Below are 10,903 nucleotides of genomic sequence, written 5' to 3'. Positions count from 1 at the left end.
GAACAGCAGCGAGAAGACGCCCTCGGGCAGGTTGCACTTGGCCACCGCGGCCTGCACGGCGCGGCCCACCAGTTCGGAGGTGCCGGGGTGGGCGGAGTGGCCCTTGACGATCACCGGGCAGCCGGCGGCCAGGGCCGAGGCGGTGTCGCCGCCGGCCACGGAGAAGGCCAGCGGGAAGTTGCTGGCACCGAAAACGGCGACTGGGCCCAAGGCTACGTGGCGCTGGCGCAGGTCGACTCTAGGCATGGGCTCGCGGTCGGGCAGCGCCGGGTCGATGCGCACGTCGAGCCACTCGCCGGCGCGCACCACCTTGGCGAACAGGCGCAGCTGGCCGCAGGTGCGGCCACGCTCGCCCTCAATGCGCGCTCGGGGCAGGCCGGTCTCGGCCATGGCGCGCTCGACCAGGGTGTCGCCCAGGGCCTCGATCTCGGCGGCCACCGTCTCGAGGAAGGTGGCGCGGTCCTCGAGCGAAGACTCGCGGTAGCTGGCGAAGGCCGTCTCGGCCAGTTCGCAGGCGCGTTCGACGTCAGCCTTGCTGCCGCCGGCGTAGGTGGGCTCGAGCGTCTCGCCGGTGGCGGGATTGACGGCGGTGATGGGGGTGGAGTTGCCGCTAACGGCCTCTTGGCCGATGAGTAGCTTGCCTTCCAGTGTCATGAGTGACTCCTGCTTGTCAGAGTGCATGGATGTCGATGGGGAGGGCGTCCGGTTCCATACGCAGCGGGTTGCGCAGCGGGCGGCCCAGGGCGGGCAGGCCGATTTCGAAGCGGTCGCCGTCGCGGGTCAGGACGCCGTCGGCGAAACTCAGCGTCGCCGTGCCGAAGAAGTGCACGTGGACGTCGCCGGGGCGCCGGAAGCCGGCGTACTTGAAGTGGTGGTACTCCAGATTGGCCAGACTGTGCGCCATGTTGGCTTCGCCGGTCAGGAAGGGCTTCTCCCACAGCGTCTCGCCATCCCGTACGATGCGGCTTGTCCCTTCCAGATGGTCGGGCAGCTCGCCCACCAGCAACTCCGGGCCGAAGCTGCAAGCGCGCAGCTTGGAGTGGGCCAGCCACAGGTAATTGAAGCGCTCGGTCACGTGGTCGGAAAACTCGTTGCCGATGGCGTAGCCGATTCGCCAGGGGGTGCCGTCGTCGGCGATCACGTAGAGGCCCGCGAGTTCCGGTTCCTCGCCGGCATCCTCGGCGAAGGCGGGTACCGGAAGCGCCGCCTCCGGGGCCACGATACAGCTTCCGTCGCCCTTGTAGAACCACTCCGGCTGGGCGCCCACCTCGTCCGGGGCGGGTTTACCACCATCCACCCCCAGCTTGAACATGCGCATGGAATCGGTCAACTCGGCCTCATCGACCTGGGTCTTGGCGTGCATGGCGGAACGGGTATCGGCGCTGCCCAGGTGGGTCAGGCCGGTCCCAGTGACCAGGCAGTGGGCCGGGTCGGGATGGGTCAGCGGTGGCAGCAACTGCCGTTCATCGACCAGCGCCTGGTAGTCGAGGCGGGTCTCGGTCAGGGCCGCTTCCACTGCCTGTGCCAGGGACTGCCCAGCGGCGATGGCCCGGCGGGCCAGCGTGTAGGTGTCGCTCGCCAGCAGGCGAACCTGCGCCTCGCTCTCGACCAGGGCGGCACGCACCTGGTCCTGGTATTCGCATTGGATCAATCGCATGGGTACCTCGTGGGATCAGGGGCGTTTACAAGGGCCAGATGGCCAGCTGTGGCCACATCAGCAGGGCGGCCAGCACGCACAGCTGGATGGCGATGAAGGGCAGCACCGAGAGGTAGATGTCCTTGAGGCTGATCTCCGGCGGAGCGACGCTCTTCAGGTAGAAGGCTGCGGGGCCGAACGGTGGCGACAGGAAGGAAACCTGCATGTTCACTGCGAAGAGAATGCCGAACCAGATGGGATCGAAGCCGAGCTCCGTGACGATGGGCAGGAAGATCGGCAGGGCCAGCATGGCGATCCCGATCCAGTCGAGGAAGAGCCCCAGCACCAGCATGATCGCCATCATTACCAGGATGATCACGATCGGCGCGACGTCCAGGCCCAGGATCATGCCGGAAACGAAGCGGTTGCCGCCCATCAGATTGTAGACCCCGACCAGAGCCGCGGCGCCGATGCCGATCCAGATGATCATCCCGCAGGTGTTGAGCGTCTGCCCCAGGCTGTGGTGCAGCATGCCGATGTGGAACTCGCCACGCACCGCAATGGCGAGCAGTACCCCGAAAACCCCCATGGCCGCGGCCTCGGTGACCGAAGCGATGCCCCCGTAGATGGTACCCAGCACCAGAAAGGCAATCATGCCCGGCAGCAGGATGGCCTTGACGGCATCGAGTTTGCTGGCGAAGGGATTGTCCTGGGTGGTGTCGTCGAGAGGCGGCCCGAGTGCCGGGTTCTTCAGGCAGCGCACCAGCACATAGGCGATGTAGGAGCCCATCAGGATCACCGCCGGGGTGACCGCCGCGGTGAACAGCTCGGCGATCGACACACTGGCGATCAGGCCATAGATGATCAGCACAATGGAGGGCGGCATCATGGTGCCGAGTGCCCCGCCGGCGCATACCACGCCGATGGAGAGTCGCTTGTCGTAACCCAGGCGCAGCATCTGCGGCAGGGCCAGGATGCCTAGCAGCACGATCTCGCCGCCGATGATGCCTGACAGGGCGGCGAGGAAGAATGCCACCACGACGGTCTGCACCGCCACGCCCCCGGGCAGGCGACCGGCAAAGACGCGCATGGCGTTGAACAGGTCCTTGGCGATGCCCGAGCGGTCGAGCAGCGAGGCCATCAGCACGAACATCGGCACGGCCACCAGCGAGTATTCGGTGATGAAGCCGTAGACGCGACTGGTGACGAGCGGCAGGGCCGTTTCGCCGAACCAGCCGAAGGTGAAGAGCATGGCCACTAGGCCGGTGATGAAGGCCAGCGGCAGGCCGGTGACCAGCAGCGCAAAGATCGCGCCGACCATCAGCAGCGTTGCGGTTCCGATATCCATCAGCGTGCCTCCTCGGGAGCGGTGGCGGGCTGGGCACGCAGCGACTGGATCAAGTGCAACAGCGCCTGCAGGGTCATCAGCGCCAGGGCGAACAGGATCATGCCCTTGACCAAGGCGGGGAAGGGCGGATTCCAGGAGGTCCCGGAGCGCTCCAGCTGCCACTCACCGAGGGGGTTGTGCGACGCCCCCCAGAACATGTGGAAGGCGGCATAGCTCATGGCCAGGCAGAAACCCAGGGTGACCAGGTCGTTGAAACGGTCCAGCCAGCGCTTGAAGCGCGGGCCGACGCTGTCGTAGAGCACCTTGACGCGGATATGGCTGTTGCGGGCCATGGCCGCCGGACCGCCCAGGGCAAAGATCACCGCGATGAGAAACACCACGGTCTCGTGCACCCAGGAGGTGGGATTGTTGAATGCGTAGCGCATGAACACCTCGACCACGCTGATGCCCATGGCCAGCAGCACCAGCCAGGCGGCACCGCGTCCGCCGCGGGCGACCAGGCGATCGAGGGCGTTGCGCTCGGGGGCGCTCTCTTCGACCTTCTCGAGGACGTCGGAAAGATCCTGGGTATCCGGAGCGAGATCTTGAGTGTCAGGAGTTTGTTGCGACATGGCTCGCCTCTGCGCCGACCGCTCGAGGGCTGCCTCGAGCGGTCGACCGTTGGGGTTGAAGACGCCGGATCAGAGCAGGTTGCGCGACCGCAGGAAGGCCGTTGCCGAGTCGTAGACCTTCTGAGTCATCTCGTTCTCGCCGGCCCATTCCTGCCACTCCTGCTCGGCCGCGGTGCGGAACTTCTTGCGCTCTTCGGCGGGCAGGTCGAACGGGTGGACATCGGGGTCTTCCTGAAGCTTCTGCAGGGTGTCGATGTCCTGCTGCTTGAGGCGTGCGATCAGGTCATAGGCCATGCCGTCGAAGGCGGTCGTGAGCGTGGTCTGCAGCTCCTCGGGCAGCCCATCCCAGATATCCTTGTTGATCGACACCGCGATCATTGGCATGGAGTGGAAACCGGGATAGAGCGGGTAGGGAGCGAAGGCGTGCAGGCCCATGGCGTCGTTGTTGGAGAGCACCGTGGAGTCGGCCGCGTCGATCACCCCTTTCTCAAGGCCGGTGTAGACCTCGGAGCCCGGCAGGTTGACCGGCGTGGCGCCGATGCGCTCGAAGATGTTGTAGACCATGCCCTGGGGCGCACGAATCTTCAGGCCCTCGAAATCCTCAAGCGACTCGATGGGGACCGTGGAGGGCACGGACTCCAGCGGAAAGGTCGCCGCACCGATCAGGTGTGTGCCGTAGGGATTCACCAGCTCGTTGTAGAGCTCCTCGCCGCCCCCGTGCTTCATGTACTCCAGGAAGTCGTAGGGGTTCTGCCAGGCGCCGACCAGGTTGCCGAGCATGCCGAAGGCGGGGTCGCGACCGGAGAAGTAGCTGGGATCGGTCATGTGGCCCTGGAGGATGCCGGCGCTGACGGCGTCCAGGGTCTCGGTCGGCCCGACCACGGAGTTGATGGGCATGACTTCGATCTCGACCCGACCGTCGGTCATCTGGGTGATCTTGTCGGCCCACTCCTGCTTGATCTGGAAGCTGGGCTCGCCGGCGGTCTCCGAGGCCTGGAATTTCCATTCATACTCGGCGGCCTGGGCGGCGGAAAGCCCCATCAGCAGCACGGAGCCGCCGAGGATGAGGGGGTTTTTCAGCTTGAGCATAGAATTCTCCATCTGAGGAAGGTTGTTGTTGTGGCGTGAGGTGAGCGTTGGGTCCCGTTCGGGGCCTCCGCAATGTCGAACATTCCTGTTATTTGTTCAACATATACTTTCGTATGTGTCGACTGCAAATGGGCGAGGGAGTACCGTCTCGGCATGTCACCGCATTTTCGGGGCGAGCCACGGCCTCGATTCCATGAAAGGAGTGTCCTCGATGACCGATCGCAAGCGCCGGCTGCGCAGTGCCGAATGGTTCGGCAGCGCCGACAAGAACGGCTTCATGTACCGCAGCTGGATGAAGAACCAGGGGATTCCCGACCACGAGTTCCAGGGCAAGCCGATCATCGGCATCTGCAACACCTGGTCGGAACTGACCCCCTGCAATGCCCACTTCCGCAAACTGGCCGAGCACGTCAAGAAAGGGGTGCTCGAGGCAGGCGGCTACCCAGTGGAATTCCCGGTGTTCTCCAACGGCGAATCCAACCTGCGGCCCACGGCGATGTTCACCCGCAACCTGGCGAGCATGGATGTCGAGGAGGCGATCCGCGGCAATCCCATGGATGCGGTGGTGCTGCTGGTGGGGTGCGACAAGACCACGCCGGCGCTGCTGATGGGGGCGGCGAGCTGTGACCTGCCCACCATCGTGGTCACCGGTGGACCGATGCTCAACGGCAAGCACGAGGGGCGCGACATCGGCTCGGGCACCGTGGTCTGGCAACTCTCCGAGGAGGTCAAGGCGGGCAAGATCTCGATGCACGACTTCATGGCCGCCGAGGCTGGTATGTCGCGTTCGGCGGGCACCTGCAACACCATGGGCACCGCCTCGACCATGGCGTGCATGGCCGAGTCGCTGGGCACCTCGCTGCCGCACAATGCGGCGATACCGGCGGTGGATTCCCGCCGCTACGTGCTCGCGCACCTCTCCGGCAACCGCATCGTCGAGATGGTCGACGAGGACCTGCGCCTCTCGAAGGTGCTCACCCGTGAGGCCTTCGAGAACGCCATCCGCACCAACGCCGCCATCGGCGGCTCCACCAATGCGGTGATCCACTTGAAGGCGATCGCCGGGCGCATCGGGGTCGACCTGACGCTGGATGACTGGAATCGCCTCGGTCGCGGCACGCCGACCATCGTCGACCTGCAGCCTTCGGGGCGCTTTCTGATGGAGGAGTTCTACTACGCCGGGGGGCTGCCGGCGGTGCTGCGCCGGCTGGGCGAGGCCGACCGCCTGCCCCACAAGAACGCCCTGACCGTCAACGGCAGAACGCTGTGGGAGAACGTGCAGGAGGCGCCGCTGTACAACGACGCGGTGATCCGCCCGCTGGACAACCCGCTGCGCGAGGACGGCGGCATGTGCGTGCTGCGCGGCAACCTGGCCCCGCGTGGCGCAGTGCTCAAGCCCTCGGCCGCGAGTCCCGAGCTGATGCAGCACCGCGGCCGGGCGGTGGTCTTCGAGGATTTCGACGACTACAAGGCGCGCATCAACGACCCTGACCTGGAGGTCGATGCCGACAGCATCCTGGTGATGAAGCACTGCGGGCCGCGCGGCTATCACGGCATGGCCGAGGTGGGCAACATGGGGCTGCCTGCCAAGCTGCTCGAGCAGGGCGTGACCGACATGGTGCGCATCTCCGACGCACGCATGAGCGGCACCGCCTACGGCACCGTGGTGCTGCACGTGGCCCCGGAAGCGGCCGCGGGCGGTCCGTTGGCGGCGGTCCGGAACGGCGACTGGATCGAGCTCGACGCCTATGCCGGCAAGCTGCACCTGGACGTCGCCGAGGCCGAGCTGGAGGCACGCCTGGCCGAGGGTGATCCGACGGCGACGTCGCGGCGGATCGCCAGCGACGGCGGCTATCGTCAGCTCTATATCGAGCGCGTGCTGCAGGCCGACGAAGGCTGCGACTTCGACTTCCTGGTGGGCTGTCGCGGTGCCGAAGTGCCGCGCCACTCTCACTGATCCTGCTCTTTCGACGGGAGAATCGCCATGGTCGATGCTACTGCGCTCGAATACATCTGGCGGGGCCGGGCGCTGCTCGGCGAGGGACCCCTGTGGTGTCCCGAGCGGGGTGCCGCGGGACAATTGCTGTTCGTTGATATCCTCGGCTCGCGGCTGTATGCCCATGATCCGACGAGCGGCGAGACCCATGGCTGGACGCTTGACGAGGCCTGCTGCTGGCTGGCTCCGCGCGCCGATGGGGATGGCTTTGTCGCCGGGTTGCGCTCGCGGCTGGTGCACCTGCGCCTGGGCGGGATGGGGCCCGAGATCGTCGACTCCCTGTTGACGCCCGACGAGCCGACGGGCAACCGCTTCAACGATGGCGGCTGTGACGCCGCCGGTCGGCTGTGGTTCGGTTCCATGGACGCAGCTGCCGAGCGCCCGAGCGGCGCTCTATATCGCCTCGACGCCCGCGGCCTGGCTCGGGTCGACGACGGCTACCGCGTTGCTAACGGCCCGGCGATCAGCCCTGACGGTGCCACCCTCTACCACAGCGACACGCCGCGTGGAGTGATCTACGCTTTTGATATCGACGGCAATGGCGAGCTATCGGGCAAGCGTGAACACATCCGTTTCCATGCCACCCGGGGTTTTCCCGACGGCATGATCTGTGACCGCGAGGGTGGCCTGTGGGTTGCCCACTGGGACGGTGGGCGGATCAGCCGCTTCCTGCCCGATGGCCGCCTCGACGAGACCCTCACGCTGCCTGCCTCGCGGGTGACCTCCTGCACCTTCGGTGGCGCCGACCTCGACCACCTCTACATCACCACGGCCGCCGTGGACCGCGACGATGAGGTCGATGCCGGCGGCCTCTTCCGCTGCCGGCCCGGTGTCCGTGGACTGGCTCCGGGGCGCTTGGCATGACGGTCTGGTTGTCGGGCAAGCCCGAGGATTACCACGCGCGCATCGACGACCCGGCACTCGGGATCGACGAGCGTACCATCCTGGTGATGCGCGGCGCCGGCCCGGTGGGCCATCCCGGTGGCGCCGAGGTGGTCAATATGCAGCCCCCGGAGGCCCTGATCCGTCGGGGTATCGAATCGCTGCCCTGTCTCGGCGACGGGCGCCAATCGGGGACGTCCGGCTCGCCGTCGATCCTCAACGCCTCACCCGAGGCCGCCATCGGGGGCGGGCTGGCGCTGCTCGAGGATGGCGACCGCCTGCGCGTCGACTTGGGGCGTGGCGAGGTGCGCCTGCTGATTGATGACCAAGAGCTGGCAACACGCCGGGCGTGGCTCGAGGCCGGCGGTGGTTATCGCTACCCCGACCACCAGACGCCCTGGCAGGAGATCCAGCGCACCCTGGTGGAGCCGCTCGATCGCGGCATGACGCTGGAAGGCGCGACCCGCTACCGCGACGTGGCGCGACAGAGCCCGCCGCGGGACAATCACTGAGGGAGACAGGTATTAGGCTCTCGAGGACGAACGGTTGATCAGCCACGCCTCCAGCTTGTCGGCTGGCAGTGCCCCGCAGAAGTGCTCCCCCTGCACGCGCGACACCGGCAGGCCGGCGATGGCGTGAGCGTCCTCGGCGGTGTCGACGTGGGTTACCGTCGGTTTTATCCCCAGGGTCTCGAGCAGCCGGCAGAGTGCCGTGGCCAGGGGGCGTTGCGTGTCGCTTGCCAGGCTGGCCTGGAAACGCGCCCGGTGCACGGGCAGGCGCGACAGGCGGGCGAGGTCGACGGGACCGTCATCCAGATCGTCGACGGCGAGGCGCAACTGCAGGGTTGCCAGCCGTTTGAGCAGGTGATTGGCGTCGTCCAGTTCCTGCCCGAGGCGCTGGTTCGGAATCGCCAGGGTCAGCCACCCCAGCGAGCGAGGCTGCAGCTGTCGCAGGAAGTGGTCGAGAGGGCGCCCGTCAAAGGTGTTGTGGGCGAGGTGGTTGTCGGATAACCGCAGCGTGACGGGGAGTTCCGCCAGTGACGAGCTGCTCTCTTGCCAGCGACGGTGATCGTCGAGGATGCGCTGCAGTGCCCAGCGATCCAGGCGCACGCCCAGACCCAAGCGATGGGCCGCGTCACGGAATGCCTCTGGAGGACGCAGGCCGCGACGCGGCTGACGCCAGTGCAGTTTCGCCTCCAGGCCGATGCAGGCACCGCTCTGGGGGTCGCACTCGGGCTGGTAGTGCACCGCGAAATGACGCTCGGGCACATGGGCCGCTTCACTCAGCTGGCACTCAAGCCGCAATTTTTCCTTGAGCTGGGCGGTGAGGCGATGATCGATGAAGGCCAGCCGCCCGGGTCCCTTCTGGCGTGCGGTGTACATCGCGCCGCGCGCGCCGTTGATCAGTCCCTCTTCGTCCTCGGCGTCGAAGGGATAGAGCGCGATCCCCACCGAGGCGGTCAGCAGCAGTTGGCCGTTCTCGATGGCGAAGGGCGGTTCCAGGGCTTCCTGGAGTCGCTCCGCCACGATCTGGGCCGCCTCGGCCGAGCCGTTCTGCTCGAGGATCATCACGAATTCGTCCCCCCCCAGCCGGGCCAGCGTGTCCTTGCTGCGCAGGGCACCCTGCATGCGCCGGGCCAGTTCGCCGAGCAAGCGGTCCCCTTCGAGATGGCCGATGGTGTCGTTGACGGCCTTGAAGCGATCGATGTCGATGAACAGCAGCGCCAGGCCCTGGCCGGTGCGCTCGGCCTGGGCCAGGGCGTGACTGAGTCGGTCGCGCAGCAGCAGCCAGTTGGGCAGCCCCGTCGTCGGATCGACGTGTACCCAATGGTGCGTACTCGGCTGGTCATCATCGGCCGTCAAGAGGTTGACGAAGGTGCGCAGGAAGTAGGCGGGCTGATCGCGGCTGGTGGGCAGGGCGTCCACGGTCATGAGAACGGGGTGCGATTCGCCATCCGATCGTCGGCACAGCACCTCCTGCTGCCAGGTGCTCGGCATGGTGTCCGCCTGGCCGTGTGGCATCGGCGTGCGCAGGGAGACGAAGAAATGCTCGATTGGCCAGCCGGCCGCTTCACGGCGCTCGCAACCGCAGAGCCGACAGAAGGCATCGTTGGCCAGCATGATGTGGCCGTCGGCATCGGTGATGACCATGCCGTTGTGGCTATGCTCGAATGCTCGCTGGACGAGTCGAGCAGGATGCGTGGCCAGCGGACTGATGTGCTCGCTGTGGGGGTGTCGGCTCATCGTGGCGTATCGGTTCCGTGAGGGCTGATCGTGTGGTTGACGGCGAGTAGCCAGCACATTAAGTATCGTCCGGCGCAGGAATGACTTTAGCAAAAATCCGCGTAATCCCTTGCCCATTCGAGGGTGTCGCGAAAGGGGTAAAGCCGTAAAATGAGCCTTCTATCTGCCTGAGAGCTTACCGTGTCGACAGCATGCATGCCCACATGACAGGCAGTTCGCGCTTTTTCAGGCATCGCCTGCCTCGCCTCCTCCGTCCTCCCGCGTAACGGCTGCCTCGTCAGGACGGCGTTTTCTACGAGGTGACGCCACAGCGATTTTCCTGGGCATGACACCGCTTGAAGATCATCTGCGGCGGTCAGGGATTCGCGCCCCTTTTGTGGTGGCCGACCTGCTGGATGCCCAGGACTGGACGCCCTTCGAGGATCGATATGCCGCCACAGGGCGCGCACCCTATGCGCCACGCGCTATGATGGGGCTGATTCTCTACGGGATCATGCATGCAGGGGGTCTCATCGCTGCGCACGTTGGAGCGGCTGGCATGTGTGGATCTGGGCGCCATGTGGGTGACCGGAGGCATTGCCCCCGATCATGCCAACATCGGATGTTTCATCTGCCTGCATGAACAGGCGCTGTCACAGACATTTTTCGAAGCGCTGACACGCACCGTTCTCGCCAGGACCGGGACATCGATCGCCTGCCTGGCGGGTGACGGAACCGTGATCGAAGCGGCCTGCTCTCACTATCGTCTGCTCAAGGAGGAGGCAGTGCGTGCTCGAGTCAGTGAGGCCCGGATCGGCCATCAGCAGGCTCTTCCGGAGCAACAGGACGAGACTCAGCACCAGCTGGACAGGGCGCATGGAGTTACCCCAATTCAGTGGACGGCATCATGGGCATCGTGTCGTGCCAACCCTCGACATCGCAGAGGGCCTGCTGAGTCACGAGTTGTTAAGCGATTTGCGACACCCTCATTCGGGCGGGGATACAAGCGGGAGCCGCGCAGCGGCTCTATTCTGGCGTCGTCTGTCCTTGTACATAGCTCTTGAGCGTCTCGATGGTTGCGCCTCCTGCACTGCACGCAACATACGATCTCGACCACAG

General features: G+C 66.0%; 8 protein-coding genes and 2 pseudogenes. 3 read left to right on the top strand and 7 right to left on the bottom strand.

The annotated features are described in order from the left end of the window. The 5 genes and pseudogenes from FEF15_RS19405 to FEF15_RS10445 all read right to left on the bottom strand — a co-directional run. Nucleotides 1-654: pseudogene (locus tag FEF15_RS19405) on the bottom strand (aldehyde dehydrogenase family protein); the annotation flags it as partial. A 16-nt stretch (nucleotides 655-670) separates the two neighbouring features. Next, nucleotides 671-1,657 (bottom strand): AraD1 family protein, encoded by a 987-nt coding sequence (araD1, locus tag FEF15_RS10460; protein ID WP_163559110.1) that lies wholly within the window; start codon nucleotides 1,655-1,657, stop codon nucleotides 671-673. 25 nt (nucleotides 1,658-1,682) lie between these two features. Further along, nucleotides 1,683-2,984, bottom strand: a complete 1,302-nt coding sequence (locus FEF15_RS10455; protein WP_163559109.1) for a TRAP transporter large permease subunit — start codon at nucleotides 2,982-2,984, stop codon at nucleotides 1,683-1,685. Then, nucleotides 2,984-3,595, bottom strand: a complete 612-nt coding sequence (locus tag FEF15_RS10450) for a TRAP transporter small permease (RefSeq protein ID WP_163559108.1) — start codon at nucleotides 3,593-3,595, stop codon at nucleotides 2,984-2,986. Before FEF15_RS10450 ends, FEF15_RS10455 begins: the two co-directional genes overlap by 1 nt. Before the next feature lie 69 nt (nucleotides 3,596-3,664). Continuing rightward, nucleotides 3,665-4,684: a TRAP transporter substrate-binding protein gene (locus FEF15_RS10445; protein ID WP_163559107.1), complete on the bottom strand. Its 1,020-nt coding sequence runs from the start codon at nucleotides 4,682-4,684 to the stop codon at nucleotides 3,665-3,667. Between the two features lie 211 nt (nucleotides 4,685-4,895). Here FEF15_RS10445 and FEF15_RS10440 point away from each other — a divergent pair, with 211 nt between their 5' ends. The 3 genes and pseudogenes from FEF15_RS10440 to FEF15_RS10430 all read left to right on the top strand — a co-directional run. Continuing rightward, the gene (locus FEF15_RS10440; protein ID WP_163559106.1) at nucleotides 4,896-6,641 is read left to right on the top strand and encodes an IlvD/Edd family dehydratase; all 1,746 of its coding nucleotides are present in this window, start codon (nucleotides 4,896-4,898) and stop codon (nucleotides 6,639-6,641) included. A 27-nt stretch (nucleotides 6,642-6,668) separates the two neighbouring features. Further along, complete coding sequence (locus FEF15_RS10435) at nucleotides 6,669-7,544, top strand: SMP-30/gluconolactonase/LRE family protein (RefSeq protein WP_163559105.1); 876 nt, start codon at nucleotides 6,669-6,671, stop codon at nucleotides 7,542-7,544. 23 nt (nucleotides 7,545-7,567) lie between these two features. Further along, nucleotides 7,568-8,074 (top strand): annotated as a pseudogene (locus FEF15_RS10430) (dihydroxy-acid dehydratase); the annotation flags it as partial. A 12-nt stretch (nucleotides 8,075-8,086) separates the two neighbouring features. Here the strand turns inward: FEF15_RS10430 and FEF15_RS10425 are convergent. Together FEF15_RS10425 and FEF15_RS10420 are read right to left on the bottom strand one after the other, a co-directional pair. Then, complete coding sequence (locus FEF15_RS10425; RefSeq protein ID WP_163559104.1) at nucleotides 8,087-9,805, bottom strand: GGDEF and EAL domain-containing protein; 1,719 nt, start codon at nucleotides 9,803-9,805, stop codon at nucleotides 8,087-8,089. A 1,005-nt stretch (nucleotides 9,806-10,810) separates the two neighbouring features. Beyond that, nucleotides 10,811-10,903, bottom strand: a 93-nt coding sequence (locus FEF15_RS10420; protein WP_205598516.1) for a transposase, incomplete at its 5' end; no start/stop codon positions are given.

Origin of the sequence: Halomonas sp. NO4 (assembly GCF_010994375.1) — a bacterium.
Lineage (GTDB): Bacteria > Pseudomonadota > Gammaproteobacteria > Pseudomonadales > Halomonadaceae > Halomonas.
This window is presented reverse-complemented; position numbering and strand designations above follow the sequence as displayed.

Excerpts from the sequence above, each read along its gene's own strand:
- araD1 (WP_163559110.1), bottom strand. The coding sequence starts at position 1,657 with ATGCGATTGATCCAATGCGAATACCAGGACCAGGTGCGTGCCGCCCTG.
- FEF15_RS10435 (WP_163559105.1), top strand. The coding sequence starts at position 6,669 with ATGGTCGATGCTACTGCGCTCGAATACATCTGGCGGGGCCGGGCGCTG.
- FEF15_RS10440 (WP_163559106.1), top strand. The coding sequence starts at position 4,896 with ATGACCGATCGCAAGCGCCGGCTGCGCAGTGCCGAATGGTTCGGCAGC.
- FEF15_RS10450 (WP_163559108.1), bottom strand. The coding sequence starts at position 3,595 with ATGTCGCAACAAACTCCTGACACTCAAGATCTCGCTCCGGATACCCAG.
- FEF15_RS10445 (WP_163559107.1), bottom strand. The coding sequence starts at position 4,684 with ATGCTCAAGCTGAAAAACCCCCTCATCCTCGGCGGCTCCGTGCTGCTG.
- FEF15_RS10455 (WP_163559109.1), bottom strand. The coding sequence starts at position 2,984 with ATGGATATCGGAACCGCAACGCTGCTGATGGTCGGCGCGATCTTTGCG.
- FEF15_RS10425 (WP_163559104.1), bottom strand. The coding sequence starts at position 9,805 with ATGAGCCGACACCCCCACAGCGAGCACATCAGTCCGCTGGCCACGCAT.